The organism is Amycolatopsis sp. NPDC049252 (genome assembly GCF_043197175.1).
Taxonomy (GTDB): domain Bacteria; phylum Actinomycetota; class Actinomycetes; order Mycobacteriales; family Pseudonocardiaceae; genus Amycolatopsis.
Window position 1 is genome coordinate 36027 of record NZ_JBICSQ010000029.1, and the last position, 18819, is coordinate 54845.

Sequence of the window (18819 nt, forward strand, 5' to 3'; positions counted from 1 at the left end):
TACATTCGTCGTCACGTTGTATGAATGACGTGGGGAGTGGTCCGCATGCGGCTCGGCAAGACCGCCGTCGTCCTGGGCGGCAGCGCCGCCGGCCTGTGCACCGCCGGGGCGCTCGCTCCGCACTTCGACGAGGTGCTGGTGCTGGAACGCGACGAGCTCCCGGCCGGGGCCGCGCACCGCCGCGGCGTGCCGCAGAGCAAGCACCCGCACTTCCTGCTGAACTCGGGCCGCCGGGCGATCGGGGCGCTGTTCCCGGGTTTCGAGGACGACCTCGTCGCCGCGGGCGGGCTGCACCTGATGCCGTCCATGGACGCCGCCTACCTGGACGGGGAGGGCTGGTCGGCGCGCAAGCGCAGCGCGATGACGATGATCTACGGCTCACGGATCCTCATCGAGCGGGTGCTGCGCGACAAGGCGCGGGACCTGGCGAACGTCGTCATCCGCGAGGGTGTCGCGGTGACCGGCCTGACCGCGCGGGACGGCCGGGTCGCCGGTGTCGACTTCTCGACCCCGGACGGCGACGAGCACCTCGAGGCCGACTTCGTGGTGGACGCGATGGGCCGCGGGTCCGCCGTCGGCGGCTGGCTGGTCGCGGCCGGCTGGCCCGAGCCTGAGGTGCGCACGCTCGACGCCAAGGTCACCTACACCTCACGCTGGTACGACCTGCCCGCGGAGCGGCCCGCGTCGTGGTGGTGGCGGCACCTGGTGATCATGCCGACCCCGGACAAGGGCGAACACCCCGCCGAGCACGAGTTCCTGGTCAACTTCTTCCCGATCGAGGGCAACCGCGTCATCGCCTGCATGGGCTCGTGGGGCCTGGAGATGCCGCGCACCACCGACACCTTCGCCGAGACGGCCCGCCGGGTGCGCACGCCGTTGTTCGCCGCCGCGATGGACCGGTGCGCGCCCACCTCCGAGGTCCACCTGACCCGCTCGACCGGCAACAAGTGGCGGCGCTACGACCGCTGGGCGAGCCCGCCGCGGGGGCTGGTGTTCGTCGGCGACTCGATCTGCGCGTTCAACCCGTTCTACGCCCAGGGCATCAGCTCCGCGGCGGGCTCGGCGCTGCTGCTGCGCGAGCACCTCGATCGCGCGAGCCGGCTCGACGCGGCGTTCTCCGCGGGGTTCTTCCAGGCGCAGCGCAAGCTGCTCGGCGTGCCCTGGTCGCTGGCGATGGCCCGGGACCAGGGGTACGAGTGCGCGGTGGGCACGGAGAAGCCGCCCGAGTGGCGGCGCCGGCTGCTCGCGGCCGTGTCCGGCCCGGCGTTCAGCCTCGTCGTCGGCGCCGCGCGGGAGTACGACGTGGTCGACGAGCACTTCGCGAAGGTGTTCAACCTCGACGAGTCGCTGGGGGAGATGCTGCGCAACCCGCGCGTGCTCGCGGGGCTCGTGCGCTACCGCGTCCGCGCGGCGCTGGGGAAGCACCGCGTGCCCTTCGGGTTCGACCCCCGCGCCGAGCCGCCGGCCACGGACTACTCACCGGCCGCGACCACCGCCGCCGCGCGATGAGCGACGGGTGCGGGCCGGACGCCGACGCCGTCACCCGCGGCCTCGGCTTCGACTGCCACGACGTCGCCCCGGTGGTCTCGGTTCGCCGGCCGTGGGACCTCGCGCACTGGACGATGCCGCTGCTCGAGGTGCTCGTCGTCGCCGGTGCGATTTTCGCTCTGGTGCACGCGATCCGCCGTCACCGCGCGGGCGATCCGGTCAACCTGGCGCTGTGGTTCACATCGCTGGTCTACCTTTTCGTCACCGAGCCGCCGCTGTACTTCCCGGAGTGGTTCGGCCTCGACAAGCTGTACGGCTTCATCTTCGCCCACAACCTGTTCACCGTGCAGTTCATGGGGGACCGGCTGCCGCTCTACATCGTCGCGTTCTACCCGATGATCAGCCAGGTCGCCTACGAGCTCGTGCGGACGCTCGGGATCTTCCGCGGCCGGGGCCCGCTGGTCGCCTCGGTGGCCGTCGCCTTCGTGTGCCAGGTGTTCTACGAGGTCTTCGACCAGCTCGGCCCGCAGCTGAGGTGGTGGGCCTGGAACCCGGGCAACCAGCTCGTCAACCACCCGGCGCTGGCTTCGGTGCCGATGAACAGCATGCTGCTGTTCGCGTCCGTCTCGATGGCGGCCATGACCTGGCTCGTCGTGAAGCTGGTCGGCGGCCGCCCGCGCCGCGGCTGGTCGCTGGTGTGGCGCGTCCTGGTGGCGGGCGTGCTCACCCCGCCGACCATGGCGATCGCGGGCATCCCGTCGAGCCTGGCCGGCACGAACACCACCGCGCAGGCCTGGATCCTCGGCGCCGAGCTGGCCCTCGTCTGGCTGGCCGGCGCCGGGATCCTCCTGGCGCACCGGCGGGAACCCGAACCCCTGTCCGCCTTCGTGCGGATCTATCCGGCCGTCTACCTGGGAATGCTGGCGGTGTTCTGGATCGGCGCCCTGCCCGCGTACCTCGGCGCTGAGGACGGCGTCACCCGGGACGGCACCCCGATCGGCAGCGGGCCGTACGCGCTCGCCTGCTTCGCCGGGGCCGGCCTGGTGCTGGCCGCGCTCCACCGCGCCCGGCGCGAGGCACCTGCTCCCGTCTGAGCGGGCTCGGGGAAGATGGGCCGCATGGGGTTTCACGGCTGGCGGGGCAACCCGCCCGGTACCGAGGACGAGGCACGCCGCCGGATCGTCGAGGCGGCGACCGCGTGCCTCGACCGCGCCGGGCTCGCCAAGACCAGCCTCTCCGACGTCGCCGCCGAGGCCGGGGTGACCCGGCAGACCGTCTACCGCTATTTCCCGGGGCTGAAGGACATCCTGCGCGCGGTCGGCCTGGCCGGCGTCGAGGAGTTCGCCCGGCGGATGGAACGTCACCTCGCCTCGTTCGGCAGCGCCGCCGAAGCCGCGGTGGAGTCCGTCGTGTTCGCCGTCCGGACCGTCCCGGGCGAGCCCTACCTCGGCCTGCTCCTGCAGGCGGGCGAGGCGGACTTCTTCACCGACGGCGTGATCTCGCCGCTGGCCTTCTCGTTCGGCGCGCGGATCCTGGCCAACGTGCCGGTCGACTGGGCCGCCGCCGGCGTCACCACCGACGAGGACCTCGAGGGGCTCGCCGAGATCCTGATGCGGCTCTTCATGTCCTTCCTGCAGTACCCCACGACACCGGAGCTCGGCGACGACGGCCTGCGGGCGCTCGTCCGCCGCTGGATCGGCCCGGCACTCAGCGGAGCCGGACGTCCGGGCGGTGGCACTGCCGGCGCGCCGTGAGCCAGATGTCCTGCACCACACCGCGCCCGCGGTGCGCCAGGACCGTCGAAGCCGACGGCCCGTGCCGGTCCGCCGCCGTGATCAGGACGTAGGAGCCCGCCCGCGGGGCCTGCAGCGTGAAGGCGCCGTCGGTCGCCGACGTCGCCCGCGCGGTCTGGTGGCCGTGCGCGTCGACCAGGGTCAGGGTGGCCCCGGACAGCGGTGACCCGGTCGCACCGTGGACGTGGCCGCGGATCTCGGTGACGCACAGCGGCGCCGGCTCGGCGAGCAGGCCCGGCTCGTCGCCGGTGGCGATCTCGTGCAGCAGCCGGCGCAGGTGGATCAGCTCGATCAGGACGGGCTCGTCCGCGGGGGAGCACTGCTGCGTGAGGGCGGTTTCCGCGAGTCCCAGCAGGGTGACCAGGTCCGTTTCGCCGGGGTCGGCGACGTCGGCCGCGACGTCGGCCAGCGCGCGGGCGGGCCCGGCCAGGGACCGGTCGTTCGCGCGGCCGCGGCGCAGGACGGCGACCAGCCGGTGGGTGTGCTGCACCAGCGTGGCGGCCAGCATCAGCCGGTGGCGGGTGGTGCGGGAACCGCCGCCCCACGGCACCGCGGCCACGAGCGGCGCGGCCACCAGCCGCAGCTGGCGGAGGTCGTTGTCCAGGACCCGGACCTTGGCGTCCAGGTCGGCGGTTCCGGCGTGACCTTCGAACCGGTCCGCCGTGGCGTTCAGCAGCTCGCCCAGGGTGCGGGCGAGGGCGCGTTCGGTGGTGCGGACGGTGTCGCGGGTGCTCAGCGGCGTCAGCACCAGGCCGACGCCGACGCCGACGGCCGCACCGATCGCCGTCTCCTCCAGCCGCAGGACGAGCAGGCCGGCGGAGAACTCGTTGAGCACGCTGTAGAGCTGGCTCACCATGATCGTGACGAAGAAGATCATGTAGGCGTACGACAGCCGTTGCAGGTAGAAGCCACAGAACATGCTGCCGATGATCACCGCGACGACCGCCGCCGGGTGCCCGGCCGTCAGGTGCGCGAGCCCGATGCCCGCGCCCAGCCCGACCAGGGTGCCCACGACGCGGTTGACCGACTTGAGGAACACCTCCGAGCGGGTCGCGGTGCCGGTGAACGCGACGAACGCGGCGATCACCGCCCAGTAGTAGCGCTGCTCGGACAGCAGCCGCCCGAGCACGATCGCGAGCCCGCCCGCCACGGCCACCTGCACGGCCTGACGGGTGGTGAAGTCGAGGCGCCGCAACGGGTTCCACGCGCGGCCGCGGGGTTCGACGTCGCCGGCCGCGGCGGCGGAGCCGGGCAGCGCGCCCATCGCGATCGTCACCGCGGGCTCGAACTCGCCGGTGTCGGCGAGGCCGTCACGATCCGCGCGGCGGACGACGCCGAGGTAGTCGGTGACGGCCACGGCCACCAGCCGCACGGGGGCGGTGCCCGCCCGCGCGAGGAGCGTCTGGGCCGCCTGCCCGGCCGCGTCGTAGTCGTGCCGGGCGAACAGGTCGAGCACGCTCGCCGCGCGGCCGGCCGGCTCCGGCTCGGAGCCGAGCTGCGCGCAGGCGGTGACGAGCAGGTCGATCGCCAGCTGCGCGTCCATCGTCGTGCGGCGGACGGCCGCCGCCGAGACGCCGCCCGGGAGCACCGTGACCTCGGCCGACCACGCCTCGACCATCAGCGCGGACTCGGCGAGCCGGGCCTGCGCCGCGTGGATCCGCCGGGTGAGCTGCTCGCTCGGGCCGTCCGCGAGCAGGGTCGCGCAGAGCCGGACGACCGCGCGGGCCCGGGCGCCGAACGCGCGGCGCGTGCGGGCGAGCGTCCGGCCGGGGTTGCCGCGCAGGACGGTCAGGCACAGCACCAGCACCCAGGCGCTCGCGATCACCACGGCGAGCAGCATGGCGGGCAGCACTTGGAGCGTCGCGTGCAGGAACGCGGCGAAGAAGTAGCCCATCCAGACCATGAAGCCGTAGAAGAAGAACGGGATGCCGAAGCGCCGGACGAACACGGCGGTGAACATCACGACGACGAACACGCCGAGCATCAGGTCGGTGTGCGGCGCGACCGCGATGCCGAGCGCCATCCCGAGCCCCATCGCGACGGGGAACAGCGCGGCGGTGCGGACCTTGGGCCACGCGCCGCCGCCGGTGAGCGCCATCGAGCCCATCATCGCGGTGATCGCGCCGAGCAGCACCGCGACCAGCGTGGCCTGGGGCCCGGCCCCGGTCAGCGTCGCGAAGAGGTACTCGACGGCCAGCCCGGTCGTCATCGCGACAGCCGCCGAAACGGCGCTCTGCAGCCGGGTCATCCCCGGGTCGGAGCCCATCGCCCTGTCCCTGATCCGGTGCACCGCCGCCGACGCGCGTCCCATCCGAGTGATTTCCCCTACCCCCGGTCGCCGATATCGGTATCATGCCGATAATTACCGGTATGGTACCGATATGCCGGGCGGCCGGGCAATCGGCCGGAAGGTAGGTTCTGCGGATGGACGCGCTCGACCTCATCGAGGCGCACACCGCGGTCATGGTGCGCAACTTCGAGCTGCTCAGCCGCCGGACCGACATCTACGACGAGGTCGATCGCGCCGGGTACCTGCTGCTGCGCACCCTGGAGGTGACGGGGCCGGCGGACATCACCACTCTGGCGACGAAGCTCGGCCTGGACCCGTCCACGGTGGGCCGTCAGGTGTCGGCGATGACGCTCGCCGGCCTGGTCGAGCGGACCCCGGCGACCGACGACCGCCGCCGGAGCATCGTCGTGGCGACGGAGGAGGGCCGCGTGCGCGCCCGCCGGGTCCACGACCGCCGCCGGGACAACCTGGCCGCCATGTTCGCGGGCGTGCCGGAGGAGGACCTGCGGGTGATCGGGGAGTCGTTCGCCCGCTACAACCGGGCGGTCGCCCGTCACTACGACGTGAGTGTGCTGACCGACTGAATGTGAATCCGTTTTTGACTTGCGGAGAATAAGCGTCGAATACGTCGAAGCGTCACTCTTTCGGGTGGATCACTGATTGCTTTGAGTTATTGCGGCCAAAATTTGTAACTCTCATGGTGTGTAGATCGACTGTTCGGAAGTCAGATAGCTGCGATCCGTGACCTCGTGTCGAGGCGGATCATCGACGGGAGGCCGACGCTGATGGGTGTTCCTGACCATGCGTTCCCGATCGCGCGAGGTCGCGCTGCCCGCCGCCCCCGGATCCGGGTGGACGACCGGAACCGCTGGCTGCTGCTGGCTTTGGTCACCTGCGCGGTGGTCCCCGCCGACGACGGCGGCAGCACCTGGGCGATGGTCGGCACCGTGGCCGCGCTGGCCCTGTTCGCCGTGGCGCGCCGCGCGCTGCGCCGGGCCGCGGCGAAGGTCGACGCGACGCTGGCGGACGAACTCGACCCCCGGTGACGTGCGGAAACCGGCTCTCGAGAAGTCTGGAAAAGGTCCAGGAATGGGCGGGAATTGGATCGGTTCGATTTCCGGTTCGCGCCGGGAGCCCGGTGTCGCCACGGGCGGATGGCCTTCATCGGTGACCAGCGCGTTGCCGCCGAGCACCGCCCCGAAGGCGTAGGCGAACGACACGCCGCTGTAGCGGATCGTGGCCGGGAACAGCTCGCCCTAGGCCGCGGCCTGCGGTCCGGACATCAGGCCGAGGCCGAACGCGAGCACGACGACCGGCAGCGGCACGGACCGGATGCCGAAGAGCAGGAAGCACACCTACGTCCTGCACGACCCGATGGGCAGCCGAAGACCTGCTGACCAGTCAGCTGGCGAGTGACCCCGGCCGCGTACGACCGCGGCTTCTGCCCGAAGGCCCACCCGGCTTTGACCCGCTGGCCGGCCGAGAACCTCCGGTTCCGGGAGCGGTACGTCTCCAGCCGGCAGCTCCCCGGCTGACGACCGGCTTCGGCGGCCGGAGCGCGCATGAGAGGCTTGACCTCGGCCGTAGCCGCCGACGGGAGGTGGCGCACCGTTGGGGGGCGGTCCGTCGAAACCCGTCGAATCCGAGGTCGCCATGACGTACCCGCCGAATCCCGGCCAGCCACCGTACCCGGGCCAGCAGCCCTACCCGGGGCAGCAGCCTTATCCGGGGCAGCAGCCGTACCCGGCGCCGTCGGGTGGCTTCCCGGCGCAGCCGTACCCCGGCCAGCCCTACCCGCAGGCGCCCTACCCGGCGCCGGGGTACGGGATGCAGCCGCCGAAGCCGAGCGGGGCCACCGCGATCACCGCGGGCGTGCTCGCGGTGCTGGGCGGGCTGTTCTACCTGCTCGCCCTGATCGGCAGCATCGCGGTGCTGGTGAACATCCCCGGCTTGTACTGGCAGAACCTCCTCGACCTGGTCGAGGTCGTGCTGCTCGTCGGGACGCTGCTGCCGGGCGGCATCCTGCTGTTCCTGCGCAAGCCGGCGGGGCGCGTGCTCACCATCGCCGGCAGCGGGCTCGCCATCCTGGTGACCGTCCTGTCGGTGGTGCTCAACGCGGCCGGCCTCTGGCACCTGGGCAGCGGCGTCGGTGGCGTGTACCTCGGCGGCGCGATCGTCGGCCTGCTGCTGGTGCTCCTGCCGGCCGGGGCGACACTGACCCTCGCGCTCCTCAAGCCGACCGCGCTCTGGTGCGCGAGCGGCGACGCGGGCCGGCCCCGCTAGCCCCAGGTCAGGAATCGGTAGTGCAGCCCGGTCGAGGACGCCAGCCACGCCCCGGTGGCGTCCGGCGGGCGGCCCACGTCCGGTGCGAAGGTGTCGCCGTCGAAGGACTCCTGCAGCTCGGTGACGACGATCCGGTCCGCGAACGGCAACGCCGCCCGGTACACCGCCGCGCCGCCGATCACCCAGACGTCCCCGGCCGCCGCGGCCAGGGCCTGCTCCAGGCCGGGGAACGTCTCGGCGCCGTCCTGCGGCGTGCCCGACAGCACGAGGTTGCGCCGGCCCGGCAGCGGCCGGAACCGCGGCGGCAGCGACTCCCACGTCCGGCGTCCCATGAGGACGGTCGCGCCCGCGGTCAGGGTGCGGAAGTGCTTCAGGTCCTCCGGCAGGTGCCAGGGGAGCGTGCCGTCGCGGCCGATGACGCCCCCGGCCGACTGGGCCCAGACGAGCCCGATCACACCGCCACCGGCGCCTTGATGCCCGGGTGCGGGTCGTAGCCTTCGACGGTGATGTCGTCGTAGGTGTAGTCGAACAGGCTGCCCGCCGGCCGCAGGCTCAGCCTGGGGAACGGCCGCGCGTCGCGGGCGAGCTGGGTCCGGACCTGCTCGACGTGGTTGTCGTAGACGTGGCAGTCGCCGCCCGTCCAGACGAAGTCACCGACGCCGAGGCCGGCCTGCTCGGCGATCATGTGCGTCAGCAGCGCGTAGCTCGCGATGTTGAACGGCACGCCGAGGAACAGGTCCGCGCTGCGCTGGTAGAGCTGGCAGGAGAGCTCGCCGTCGGCGACGTAGAACTGGAAGAACGCGTGGCACGGCGGCAGCGCCATCCGCGGGATGTCGCCGACGTTCCACGCGGACACGATGATCCGCCGCGAGTCGGGGTTCTCGCGCAGCGTGCGCAGCACCTCGGCGATCTGGTCGACGTGCCCGCCGTCCGGGGTCGGCCACGACCGCCACTGGACGCCGTAGACCGGGCCGAGCTCGCCGTCCGGCGCGGCCCACTCGTCCCAGATCGTGACGCCGTTCTCCTGCAGCCACGTGACGTTCGAGTCGCCGCGCAGGAACCAGAGCAGCTCGTAGGCGATCGAGCGGAAGTGGACCTTTTTCGTGGTGATCAGCGGGAAGCCGTCGGACAGCCGGTAGCGCAGCTGGTGGCCGAAGATCGACCGCGTGCCGGTGCCGGTGCGGTCCGCTTTGCGGGCGCCGGTGGCGAGCACGTGGCGGAGCAGGTCTTCGTACTGCGTGTCAGGCATGCCCTGGAGCGTAACGAGCGGCTGCGCCGAATGGCGCAAGGGCCGGGCCGATCACGGTTCGTCGTCGGGGGACTCCTCCGGCGGGCGGGTGCCGAGGAGCTGGTGGGCGCGCAGCGCCATCTGCATCTCCAGCCGCTGCAGCGGGTCCGCGAGGCGGTCGCCGAACAGGCCGGTCAGCTGTCCGACGCGGTAGCGCACCGTCTGCGGGTGGATACCGAGCGCCTGGGCGATGTCCGGGGTGTTCCCGTTGTGCTCCAGCCAGCTCAGCAGCGTTTCGGCCAACCTGATCTGCTGCTTGACCGTGAGGGACGCGAACGGCGCGAGCACCTTGTCGGACAGCCGGTCGAGCAGGAACCGGTCCTGCAGCAGCCAGAGCGTCGAGAGGTGGTCCGCGGTGCGGGTCACCGCCCGGTCCTCGACGAGGCCGCGCCGGACGAGGTCCAGGGTGCTGCGGGCCCAGTGCCGGGAGGTCGCCGCTTCGGCCGGCCGGACACGCGGGCCGACCGCGGCCCGCCAGCCCGGCAGCCGTCCTTCGAGCGCGGGCAGGTCGCGGTCCGGGTCCGGGGTCAGCAGGCAGGGCTCGCTGCCTTCGAGGTCGAGCAGCACGTCGTCGGGCAGCCGGGGCGCGGCCGGCGGGTGCTGCTCGTCACGGGGTTCGAGCACGACGACGGTGACCCACTCCGGGATCTCCCACTTCGCGGCCTTCGCCGTCGTCGCCACCGTGGCCGGTGCGGACGCCGGGGTGGCCAGGAGCAGTTCGAGCAGCCGTCTGCGCCGTCGTTCGAGCGTGCCCGTCGCCCGCGCCTGCGCGAGGGTGTAGCCCTGCACCGAATAGGACGAAATCTCGTCAACGTAAGCGAAGATGGCCTCCGCGCCGACGCAGAGGAACGCCGCCGGGAGCCGGTGGACCTGACCGAACTGCGAGACGTAGCGCCACGCGGCGCGCCCGCCCGCCCGGTAGGCGGCCTGCAGCGAGTTCAGGCTCCCGCCGTCGTGGTACACCCGCTTGCCGACCTCGACGAACAGCTTCGGCCAGTCGTCCTGTGTGGACTCCCGCTCTTCGACGGTGTCGATGCAGCTGACGACCGCCCGCTCGATCGCGAGCACGATCACCTTGCCGAACTCGCCTTCGAGGGGCTTGGCGTACTCGGGCACGGCCCGCTGGATCTCCTCGAGGATCCGCCGCGCGACCGGGTCGGCGTGCGGCCGGAACCGCCGTGCGATCTCGGGCGGCAGGGAGCCCCAGAGCCGCCGGGCCTGGCCGGCGTTGCGCGGTTGCGGGACCAGGTGCTCCACGCCGTGCGAAACCGTCCGCTCTCCGGTCGTCCGCGTCACTGGTCACCCCTTGCCGCACGACGGCGGCGACTTCTCCGGTGAAGTCCGCGTGACACACCGCGTGCTCACGTGGCGCCTGACGCTCCGGCACCAGACGCGCACGCCATGTACTCACACGCGGTCCGATTTGGCAACCGTTGATCTTGTGCGCGGGTGAGGCCCTGTCGTATCGCGAAGACCCGGAGCGGAGAACTTGTCACCATCCGACAAAGTCCCCGGGCGGGGCAACACTCACGTCCGGACGGGGTTTCCCGGGCCGATTTGTGAGCTCGGACGGTATCTTCGCCCGCGCCCCGGTTGTTAGCGTGATCAGCCTGTTTCCGCTGCTCACGACCGGGGAGGACAGGATGGCGGCGCTCGTGGCGTGGTGCTTCCGGCGGGCCCCGTGGGTCGTCGCCCTGTGGCTGGCCGCGCTCGGCGTGCTCGTCTTCGGCGCGGTGCACACCGGGGTCGCCTACCGCGACACGGTCGCCCTGCCCGCGGCGGACAGCTCGGTGGCGGCGGAGCTGCTGCGCGGGGCCGGGGATCAGGAGCGCGTCGTCGTCCGGTCGGCCGACCACACCCGGGTCGACGCGCTCGCGAGCCGGCTGCGGACCGTGCCGCACGTCGTCTCGGTCGATCCGGGGCCGGTGTCGGACGGCCACCGCGTGACCGTGCTGGACGTCCGGTTCGACGCCGAGGCCGACGCGCTGGGCCAGGCGGTGGCCGACGAGTTCGCCGGTGTCGTGCGCGACGCGGGCGTGACGGCCGGGGCGTCCGGGCCGCTCGCCGCGATGACCGCGGCCGCGCCGAATCTCGGCAACGCCGGGATCGGGCTGGTGGCCGCCGCGGTCGTGCTGCTGGTGGCGTTCGGCTCGCTGACCTGCGTGCTGCTCCCGGTCCTCACGGCGTCGGCGTCGGTGGGCTGCGCCCTCGCCGTGGTCGCGCTGCTGTCGCACGTCATGACCGTCCCGAAGATCAGCACCGAGATCGCCGCCCTGCTCGGGCTCGGCGTCGGCGTGGACTACGCGCTGTTCGTCCTCACCCGTTACCGGCAGGGGATCCAGGACGGCCTGGCCGCCGAACAGGCGCTCGCGGCCGCGGCGAGGACGTCGTGCCGGAGCGTGGTCTTCGCCGGGGTGACCGTGTGCGTGTCGCTGTTCGGCATGCTCACCGTCGGGATGGCGTTCCTCGACGGGATCGCCGTCGCCGCCGCGGTTTCCGTGCTCCTGACGATGTTCGCCGCTCTGACGTTGCTCCCGGCGTTGCTGCGGCTGCTCGGCCGGCGGATGCGCGTCCGCCCGATCCGTCCCGGCGGGCTCTGGACCCGGCTGGCGACGTCGGTGACCGCCCGGCCGGCGCCCTACGCGGCCGCCGCCGTCCTGGTCGTCGCCGTGCTCTCGCTGCCGATGGCCGGCCTGCGGATGCGCGTCCGCCCGGCCCGTCGCGGCGGGCTCTGGACCCGGCTGGCGACGTCGGTGACCGCCCGGCCGGCGCCCTACGCGGCCGCCGCCGTCCTGGTCGTCGCCGTGCTCTCGCTGCCGATGGCCGGCCTGCGGCTCGGCGTGCCGGGCGCGGAGCTGGACCCGCCGGGCAGCGTCACGAAGGTCGCCGCGGAACTGCTCGAAGACGGCTTCGGGCCGGGCGCGAACGGCCCGATCCTCCTGGTCGGCCGCCTCGACCGCGCCTCGGCGGAGACGCTGCGCCAGACCGTGCTCACCCGGGCCGACGTCGGCCCGCCGGGCTACCTGCCCGGGCCCGTCGCGGTGCTGACGGTGGTGCCGCGGACCGCGCCGGACGACCCCGCCACCGCCGGCCTGCTCGGCTGGCTGCGCGCGGTCGCCGGGCCGGACGTCCACCTCGGCGGCGTCGTGGCCACCCAGGCCGACTTCTCCGCCGCGATCACCGGGCGGCTGCCGCTGTTCCTGCTCAGCGTCGTCGGCATCTCGGTGCTGGTGCTCGCCTGGGTGTTCCGCAGCGTCCCGATCCCGCTGACCGCGGCGGTGATGAACCTGCTCACCGCCGCCGCGACCACCGGCGTGGTGGTCTGGGTGTTCGGCGCGCCCGTCGAGCCGTACCTGCCGGTGTTCCTGTTCGCGGGCCTGTTCGGGCTGTCGATGGACTACGAGGTCTTCCTCATCGCGCGGATCCAGGAGGAGTGGCGTCGCGGGGCGGACACCCGCGGCGCGATCGTCGAAGGGCTCGTTTCGACCGGGCGGACCATCACCGCGGCCGCGCTGATCATGGCGCTGGTGTTCGTCTCGTTCGCGTTCGTGGACGCGCGGGTGGTGCGGGAAGCCGGCGTCGGGCTGACGGCCGCCGTGCTGCTGGACGCCGTGCTGATCCGCTGCCTGCTCGTGCCGGCCGTGATGGTCCGGCTCGGCGAGGCGAACTGGTGGTTCCCACGGCGGTTGCGTCCGCGTGAGCACCGTTCCCGCACAATTCCGGCGCCGGATGACAAGCGCGAAGTCCTGACCTCGAGCGACCATTGATCCGATTCCACGGCGTGGTTGTTTTCCGGAAACCACCCCGGTGAAAGGAGACCGCCGAAATGATTCGCGCCGGTGCGGCCGCCACGGTCATCGCCGTGACCACCGCGCTTTTCCCGGGCGTCGCGGCGAGCGAGGGATTCGCCACCACTTTCGCCGACGTGCCCGCGGCCGGGGGCATCACGCTCGGCGCCATGGTGATGCAGCCGTCGTCCCCCGGTCCGCACCCGCTCGCCGTCCTGATCGGCGCCTGGGGCGGTGGCCGCACGCAGAACCTCGTCCCGGCCCGGGACCTGGCGAACCGCGGTTACGTGGTGATCTCCTACGGCGCGCGCGGGTTCGGCGAATCCGGGGGAGCGGTCGAGGTGGCCGGGCCCGACGACATCACCGACGTCTCCACGGTCATCGACTGGACGCTGGCCCACACGGCCGCCGACCCGGCCCGGATCGGCGTCGGCGGGGTGTCCTACGGCGCCGGGATCGGCCTGATCGCGGCCGGGTTCGACGCGCGGATCAAGGCCGTCGCCTCGCTCAGCGGCTGGGCGGACCTGGTCGCCTCGCTGACCCAGAACGACACCCGCCACGGCCTCGCCGGGCTCGTGCTCTACCTGTCGGGCAAGGCCAACGGCACTCTCAGCCCCGAGACCGACACGATGCTGAACAAGTTCCTCGAACCGGCGATCTCCGACGCCGATTCCCAGGCCGTGATCGACTGGTCCCGGCCGCGCTCACCGTCGTCCTACCTGGACCGGATCAACGCGAACCACCCGGCCGTGCTGGCCGTCCAGACCTGGAGCGAGACGGTCTTCCAGCCCGGCCAGCTGGCCGACTTCTATCAAGGACTCGCCGGTCCGAAGCGGGCCGAGTTCGTGCCGGGCGACCACGCCGCGTCCGAGTCCGGCGGCCTGCTGGGCCTGCCCAGCGACACCTGGACGTCGGTCTACCGCTGGTTCGACGCCCACGTCGCCGGCACCGACACGTCGATCGAGACCGAGCCGCCGGTCGTCACCCGGGCCCGGCCCGGCACCCAGCGCCCGGAGTACCAGCCGGATTGGCCGTCCTTCGTCGCCCCGCCGACGCGCTCCTACCTCGGCCGCGACACGCTGCAGGCCACGCCCGCCGCTTGGACCGGCAGCATCGCGGCGAACCGCGACACCGTCGCGAACGGCGGCATCCCGCTGGCCACCTACAGTCTCGAGGCGCTGAGCGGGAACCCGCCGACGGCGTTCCTGTGGCAGGTGGACCGGGGTAGCGGCGCGGTCTGGACCCAGCCGCCGGTCAAGGCGGCCACCCCGCTGCGCGGGTCGCTGCGCGCGCACCTCACCGTGGTGCCGCCCGCGGCCGCCGGGACGGTCGTCGCCTACGTCTACGACGTCGACGCGCTCGGCACCGGCAGCCTCGTCAACTACCTGCCCTACAGCTGGAAACACGCGACGCCGGGGCAGCCGCAGCCGGTCGACCTGGATTTCTCGCCGACCGCCTACACCGTCGCCGCCGGGCACCACCTCGCCCTGGTCGTCGACTCGAAGGATCCGCTGTTCCTGGACTGGAACACCGGCGACGGCCGGCTCGGCTTCGTCTCGACGGCGGCCGATCCGTCGTGGCTGGACGTGCCCGTGCGGAAGAGCGGAGTGACGCCGTGACCGGAACCGTGCCCGGCACCCGCGAGGAGTTCACCGCGCTGCGCGCGGGCGGGCTCAACTGGGACGTCCTGCCGCTGCGGCTGTTCGCCAAGGGCAACGCGAAGTTCTGGAACCCGGCCGACCTGGACTTCACCCAGGACGCCGTGGACTGGGCCGCGCTGTCGGACCGGCAGCGCTTCGCCGCGACCATGCTGTGCGCGCAGTTCGCCGGCGGCGAGGAGGCCGTCACCCACGACATCCAGCCGTTCCTCGCCGCGATGGGCGCCGAGGGCCGCTTCGCCGACGAGATGTACCTGACGCAGTTCTGCTTCGAGGAAGCCAAGCACACGCAGGTGTTCCGGCTCTGGCTCGACGCCGTGGGCGTCACCGGCAACCTGCACGAGCACGTCGAGGACAACCCGGGTTACCGCGCGATCTTCTACGACGCGCTGCCCACCGCCCTCGGCCGGCTGCGGGAGGATCCCAGTCCCGCCAACCAGATCCGCGCGTCCGTCGTCTACAACCACGTCGTCGAGGGTGTGCTCGCGCTGACCGGGTACTTCGTGTGGAACCGGGCCTGCCGGGCGCACGGGATCCTGCCCGGCATGCAGGAGCTGATCCGCCGCATCGGTGACGACGAACGCCGCCACATGGCCTGGGGCACGTTCACCTGCCGCCGCCACGTCGCGGCCGACGACCGCAACTGGCAGATCGTGCAGGACGAGATGCAGGCCCTGCTGCCGCACGCCATCGCGCAGATCGAGTGGACCACCGCCCGGCTCGACGGCGACCCGTTCGACCTGCGGCTGGACGGCGTCATGGAGTACGCCGCCGACCACGCGATGCGCCGCCTGCGCGCGATCGAAGCGGCCCGCGGGATGCCGGTCGCGTCCATCGACCTCGACTACAGCCCGGAACGCCTCGAGGAGGACTTCCTCGAAGAAGACACTGTGGACATCTCGGTCGAGTCATGAAGGCGCCGACGCTGGTCGTGGTCGCGCTGGGCGCGTTCGTCACCACCCTGGACAACAACATCGTCGCGGCGGGAGTGCCGTCCATCGCCCGGGAACTCTCGCTGGACCTCTCGGCGCTGCAGTGGGTCAGCATCGGGTACATGCTCCCGTTCGCGAGCCTGCTGCTGGTCGCGGGCACGCTCGTCGACCGCTGGGGCCAGCGCCGGACGTTGTCGGCCGGGCTGCTCGCGTTCGGGCTCGGCGCGGCGATCGGCGGCCTGGCCGGGTCCGCGTGGGTGCTGGTCAGCGCGCGGGTGCTGCAGGGCCTGGCGGCCGCGTTCCTGGTGCCCGGCCTGCTGAGCCTGCTCCGGACCAACCTGGACGCGCGCGGGCGGGCCGTCGGCGCCACGATCTGGACGGCGAGCCTGGCCATCGCGCTGGCGCTCGGCCCGACGCTGGGCGGCCTGCTCAGCGAATACCTCGGCTGGGGCTGGATCTTCTTCGTCAACCTGCCGTTCGTAGCCGTGATGCTGGCCCTGCTGCCGGTGACGGCCGGGGGGCGTCGCGACCCGGGCGGCGGCCGTCCGGCGATCGCGTCGATGACGCTGGTGACGGCCGGGCTCGTGCTGCTCACCGTCGCGCTGGTCGAGTTCGGCGACGACACGCGCACCGGCGACGTCGTCCCGTCGGTGCTGGCCGTGGGCGGGCTCGGGTTCCTGGCGTGGTTCGCCGTCCGGGAGCGGCGGGCCCGCGAACGCCTGGTCGCGCCGGACCTGACCGGGCAGCGGGTGTTCGTCGGCGCGCTCGCCGTGCAGTTGCTGTGGGGCCTCGGTGTCTCGGGAGTGTTCTTCTTCACCCCGTTGCTGCACCAGGAATCCCTCGGGCTCAGCCCGGTCCGGGCCGGGCTCCCGCTGGTGCTCGTGGCCGTCGCGATCATGGCCGCGACACCCTTGGTGCCGTGGGCGGTGACCCGGTTCGGTCCGCATCGGACGGTCGGGGCCGGGCTCGTCGTCGTGGCCCTCGGGCTGCTCGCCGTCGCGCTGGTCAACCACCTCCCGGAGGTGCTGCCGCGGACGCCCGGGCTGGTGCTGATCGGCGCCGGTTCGGCGCTGACCACGCCGTTGACCTCGCATGCGCTCGAAGTCGTGGCCGAGCGGCACGCCGGGACCGCGTCCGGCCTGCTCACGGCGTCTCGGGAGCTGTCCAGCGCTCTCGGGGTCGCGCTCGTCGGCGCGGTGCTGACGGCCGTGCGCGCCGCCCGGCTCGACGCGGGCGTCGCCGCCGGCCCCGCGCTGGCCGGGGGTTACACGGCCGGGCTGCTGGTCGCGGCCGGGCTTGAACTCGTCGGGGCGGTGGTGGCCCTGACGGTGTTCCGGGCGCGGAAAATCCTTCCCGCGGTGACAATCACGGCCGTGGGTTCTCCGTTTCCCGATGAGTACCCCGTTCCCCGTGATTGACACCCCGAGTTCGGCCGAAATACAGTTTCTTCGAAGGTGAGGATCGGCGCTTAACGCGCTCCGCCTTGAATTACTCCGACGCTATTGGCGAGGGGCTATGGAAACCATTTCCGGGACGGCTTTCGCGCTGCCCGCGTCCGACGGTGACGCACTCGACGGCGCTTCGTTCGCGACTCTGCTCGGCCGCTGGGCCCGGCGCCTGGGCGACGAGGTCGCCGTGACCTTCCTGGACTACCGCACGAGCCCCGACGGCCGCGCGGTGAGCCTCACCTGGCGCGAGCTGGACGACCGGGTCAGCGCCGTCGCCGCGCACCTGGGCACCCTCGCCGCACCGGGGGAGCGGGCGGCGGTCCTGGCCGCGCAGTCCGCCGACTACGTGGTCGCCTTCCTCGGCGCCATCCGCGCCGGCCTGGTCGCCGTCCCGCTGTTCGCCCCGAACCTGCCCGGGCACGCGGGCCGCCTCGCCGCGACCCTCACCGACTGCGCGCCGCAGGTCGTACTCACCACCGCCGACCTGACCGGCGAGGTCACGGCCTTCCTCGGCCCCCTCGACGTCGACGCGGCCCTCGTGGCCGTCGACACCGTGCCGCCGGTCGCCGGTGAGCCCGAGTGGCACCGCCCGGCGCCGGACGAGCTGGCGTACCTGCAGTACACGTCCGGCTCCACGCGCTCGCCGGCCGGGGTCATGCTGACCCACCACAACGTCCTCTCCAACGCCCGGCAGTGCTGCACCGCCTACGGCGCCGAGTCCGGTACGACGTCGACGATCAGCTGGCTGCCGCTCTTCCACGATATGGGCCTGATCCTCGGCATCGGCGCGCCGATGTTCGGCGGCCTGACCTCGGTGCTGATGGACCCGCTCGCCTTCCTAGAGCGGCCCGGCCGGTGGCTGAGGGCGCTCTCGGCCAGCCCCGGCGGCATCAGCGCGGCGCCCAACTTCGCTTACGCCTACAGCGCTTCCCGCGTGACGGACGACGAGAAGAGCTACCTCGAGCTGAGCCGGGTCGTCTCGCTGATCAACGGCAGCGAGCCCGTCCTGCCCGCGACGATCGCGAAGTTCCAGGCCGCGTTCGGTGAGTGCGGGCTGCGGCCGGAGGTCCACCGGGCGTCCTACGGGCTGGCCGAGGCGACCGTGCTCGTCTCGGTGACGGACGCGGGCAAGCCGTCGCGTCAGGTCACCTTCGACCGTGACCGCCTGGCCGAGGGGTTCGCGGTCCCGGCCGCCACGGGCACGACGCTCGTCTCCTGTGGACGGCCGGTGGACCAGCGGATCCGCATTGTTGACACCGGCGGCGAACCGGTCGCGGACGGCGAGGTCGGCGAGATCCGGGTGAGCGGGCCGAACGTCGGCCAGGGCTACTGGGGTCGTCCCGAGGCGCCGACGTTCGGGAACGGCTGGCTGGCCACCGGCGACCTCGGCGTCTGGTTCGAAGGTGAGCTGTACATGACCGGCCGCCTGAAGGACCTGGTGATCGTCGACGGCCGCAACCACTACCCGCAGGACATCGAGCAGACCGTCGAAGCCCACCCCGCCGTGCGGCTGCACTCCGCCGCGGCCTTCGCGATCCCGCACGACGAGGGTGAGGTGGCGGTCGTCGTGCTGGAACAGGCGAAGGACTCCGACGTCGAGGTGCCCGTGGGGGAGCTGCGCGCGGCGGTGTCCGCCGAACACGGCCTGCGGTTGCACGACGTCGTCGTCCTGTCACCCGGCGAGGTGCCGCGCACGTCCAGCGGGAAGATCAGCCGGGCGCTCTGCCGGAAGTCCTATCTGGACGGACGGTGGCCGCGATGACGCCGGACGCCATCCGGGCGTGGCTCGTCGAGCGGGTCGCCGAGCTCACCACCGGGGGGGGGGGTGCCCCCCCGCCCGTTGAGGGAACC

General features: G+C 72.7%; 16 protein-coding genes and 1 pseudogene. 12 read left to right on the forward strand and 5 right to left on the reverse strand.

Going from position 1 to position 18819, the window contains the following annotated elements; genetic code table 11:
* The first annotated feature begins 45 nt into the window (after window positions 1-45).
* Genes ACGFMK_RS26825 through ACGFMK_RS26835 form a run of 3 tightly spaced genes read left to right on the forward strand, consistent with a single transcriptional unit; the run spans window position 46 to window position 3242 of the window.
* A complete protein-coding gene (locus ACGFMK_RS26825) occupies window positions 46-1509 on the forward strand; it encodes an FAD-dependent oxidoreductase (protein WP_392768677.1) in 1464 nt (487 codons plus the stop codon).
* Window positions 1506-2582 (forward strand): hypothetical protein, encoded by a 1077-nt coding sequence (locus ACGFMK_RS26830; RefSeq protein ID WP_392768558.1) that lies wholly within the window; start codon window positions 1506-1508, stop codon window positions 2580-2582. The genes ACGFMK_RS26825 and ACGFMK_RS26830 overlap by 4 nt, the downstream gene beginning before the upstream one ends.
* A gap of 24 nt (window positions 2583-2606) precedes the next feature.
* Window positions 2607-3242, forward strand: coding sequence for a TetR/AcrR family transcriptional regulator (locus ACGFMK_RS26835; protein ID WP_392768560.1), 636 nt, complete (start codon window positions 2607-2609; stop codon window positions 3240-3242).
* Here the strand turns inward: ACGFMK_RS26835 and ACGFMK_RS26840 are convergent.
* Window positions 3196-5547, reverse strand: coding sequence for an FUSC family protein (locus ACGFMK_RS26840; RefSeq protein ID WP_392768563.1), 2352 nt, complete (start codon window positions 5545-5547; stop codon window positions 3196-3198). The genes ACGFMK_RS26835 and ACGFMK_RS26840 overlap by 47 nt on opposite strands.
* 158 nt (window positions 5548-5705) lie before the next feature.
* Here ACGFMK_RS26840 and ACGFMK_RS26845 point away from each other — a divergent pair, with 158 nt between their 5' ends.
* Together ACGFMK_RS26845 and ACGFMK_RS26850 are read left to right on the forward strand one after the other, a co-directional pair.
* The gene (locus tag ACGFMK_RS26845; protein ID WP_392768566.1) at window positions 5706-6155 is read left to right on the forward strand and encodes a MarR family winged helix-turn-helix transcriptional regulator; all 450 of its coding nucleotides are present in this window, start codon (window positions 5706-5708) and stop codon (window positions 6153-6155) included.
* Window positions 6156-6422: 267 nt separating this feature from the next.
* Window positions 6423-6617: a hypothetical protein gene (locus ACGFMK_RS26850; protein WP_392768682.1), complete on the forward strand. Its 195-nt coding sequence runs from the start codon at window positions 6423-6425 to the stop codon at window positions 6615-6617.
* A 135-nt stretch (window positions 6618-6752) separates the two neighbouring features.
* Here ACGFMK_RS26850 and ACGFMK_RS26855 read toward each other — a convergent pair.
* Window positions 6753-6920 (reverse strand): annotated as a pseudogene (locus ACGFMK_RS26855) (MFS transporter); the annotation flags it as partial.
* A 63-nt stretch (window positions 6921-6983) separates the two neighbouring features.
* On the opposite strand from ACGFMK_RS26855, the gene ACGFMK_RS26860 reads away from it, so the two are divergent.
* Together ACGFMK_RS26860 and ACGFMK_RS26865 are read left to right on the forward strand one after the other, a co-directional pair.
* Window positions 6984-7106 (forward strand): hypothetical protein, encoded by a 123-nt coding sequence (locus tag ACGFMK_RS26860; RefSeq protein ID WP_392768569.1) that lies wholly within the window; start codon window positions 6984-6986, stop codon window positions 7104-7106.
* A gap of 118 nt (window positions 7107-7224) precedes the next feature.
* The gene (locus tag ACGFMK_RS26865) at window positions 7225-7854 is read left to right on the forward strand and encodes a hypothetical protein (RefSeq protein ID WP_392768572.1); all 630 of its coding nucleotides are present in this window, start codon (window positions 7225-7227) and stop codon (window positions 7852-7854) included.
* Here ACGFMK_RS26865 and ACGFMK_RS26870 read toward each other — a convergent pair.
* The 3 genes from ACGFMK_RS26870 to ACGFMK_RS26880 are packed head-to-tail and all read right to left on the reverse strand — an operon-like array spanning window position 7851 to window position 10399.
* A complete protein-coding gene (locus ACGFMK_RS26870; RefSeq protein ID WP_392768574.1) occupies window positions 7851-8309 on the reverse strand; it encodes a dihydrofolate reductase in 459 nt (152 codons plus the stop codon). The two genes, ACGFMK_RS26865 and ACGFMK_RS26870, sit on opposite strands and share 4 nt — an antisense overlap.
* Window positions 8306-9103 carry a thymidylate synthase gene (locus ACGFMK_RS26875; RefSeq protein WP_392768577.1) on the reverse strand — a complete coding sequence of 266 codons (798 nt, stop codon included), beginning with the start codon at window positions 9101-9103 and terminating at the stop codon, window positions 8306-8308. Before ACGFMK_RS26875 ends, ACGFMK_RS26870 begins: the two co-directional genes overlap by 4 nt.
* A 51-nt stretch (window positions 9104-9154) precedes the next feature.
* Window positions 9155-10399, reverse strand: a complete 1245-nt coding sequence (locus tag ACGFMK_RS26880) for a helix-turn-helix domain-containing protein (RefSeq protein ID WP_392768680.1) — start codon at window positions 10397-10399, stop codon at window positions 9155-9157.
* A gap of 386 nt (window positions 10400-10785) precedes the next feature.
* Between ACGFMK_RS26880 and ACGFMK_RS26885 the strand changes: the two genes are divergently transcribed.
* The 5 genes from ACGFMK_RS26885 (at window position 10786) to ACGFMK_RS26905 (ending at window position 18730) form a co-directional block, all read left to right on the forward strand.
* Window positions 10786-12909 (forward strand): MMPL family transporter, encoded by a 2124-nt coding sequence (locus ACGFMK_RS26885; protein ID WP_392768580.1) that lies wholly within the window; start codon window positions 10786-10788, stop codon window positions 12907-12909.
* A gap of 59 nt (window positions 12910-12968) precedes the next feature.
* Window positions 12969-14549 carry a CocE/NonD family hydrolase gene (locus tag ACGFMK_RS26890; RefSeq protein WP_392768583.1) on the forward strand — a complete coding sequence of 527 codons (1581 nt, stop codon included), beginning with the start codon at window positions 12969-12971 and terminating at the stop codon, window positions 14547-14549.
* Window positions 14546-15502: a R2-like ligand-binding oxidase gene (locus ACGFMK_RS26895; protein ID WP_392768586.1), complete on the forward strand. Its 957-nt coding sequence runs from the start codon at window positions 14546-14548 to the stop codon at window positions 15500-15502. The genes ACGFMK_RS26890 and ACGFMK_RS26895 overlap by 4 nt, the downstream gene beginning before the upstream one ends.
* A complete protein-coding gene (locus tag ACGFMK_RS26900) occupies window positions 15499-16938 on the forward strand; it encodes an MFS transporter (protein WP_392768589.1) in 1440 nt (479 codons plus the stop codon). Before ACGFMK_RS26895 ends, ACGFMK_RS26900 begins: the two co-directional genes overlap by 4 nt.
* A 97-nt stretch (window positions 16939-17035) precedes the next feature.
* Window positions 17036-18730, forward strand: coding sequence for a fatty acyl-AMP ligase (locus tag ACGFMK_RS26905; protein ID WP_392768592.1), 1695 nt, complete (start codon window positions 17036-17038; stop codon window positions 18728-18730).
* Window positions 18731-18819 lie beyond the last annotated feature (89 nt).

Excerpts from the sequence above, each read along its gene's own strand:
- ACGFMK_RS26825 (WP_392768677.1), top strand. The coding sequence starts at position 46 with ATGCGGCTCGGCAAGACCGCCGTCGTCCTGGGCGGCAGCGCCGCCGGC.
- ACGFMK_RS26830 (WP_392768558.1), top strand. The coding sequence starts at position 1,506 with ATGAGCGACGGGTGCGGGCCGGACGCCGACGCCGTCACCCGCGGCCTC.
- ACGFMK_RS26835 (WP_392768560.1), top strand. The coding sequence starts at position 2,607 with ATGGGGTTTCACGGCTGGCGGGGCAACCCGCCCGGTACCGAGGACGAG.
- ACGFMK_RS26840 (WP_392768563.1), bottom strand. The coding sequence starts at position 5,547 with ATGGGCTCCGACCCGGGGATGACCCGGCTGCAGAGCGCCGTTTCGGCG.
- ACGFMK_RS26845 (WP_392768566.1), top strand. The coding sequence starts at position 5,706 with ATGGACGCGCTCGACCTCATCGAGGCGCACACCGCGGTCATGGTGCGC.
- ACGFMK_RS26865 (WP_392768572.1), top strand. The coding sequence starts at position 7,225 with ATGACGTACCCGCCGAATCCCGGCCAGCCACCGTACCCGGGCCAGCAG.
- ACGFMK_RS26875 (WP_392768577.1), bottom strand. The coding sequence starts at position 9,103 with ATGCCTGACACGCAGTACGAAGACCTGCTCCGCCACGTGCTCGCCACC.
- ACGFMK_RS26885 (WP_392768580.1), top strand. The coding sequence starts at position 10,786 with ATGGCGGCGCTCGTGGCGTGGTGCTTCCGGCGGGCCCCGTGGGTCGTC.
- ACGFMK_RS26890 (WP_392768583.1), top strand. The coding sequence starts at position 12,969 with ATGATTCGCGCCGGTGCGGCCGCCACGGTCATCGCCGTGACCACCGCG.
- ACGFMK_RS26900 (WP_392768589.1), top strand. The coding sequence starts at position 15,499 with ATGAAGGCGCCGACGCTGGTCGTGGTCGCGCTGGGCGCGTTCGTCACC.
- ACGFMK_RS26905 (WP_392768592.1), top strand. The coding sequence starts at position 17,036 with ATGGAAACCATTTCCGGGACGGCTTTCGCGCTGCCCGCGTCCGACGGT.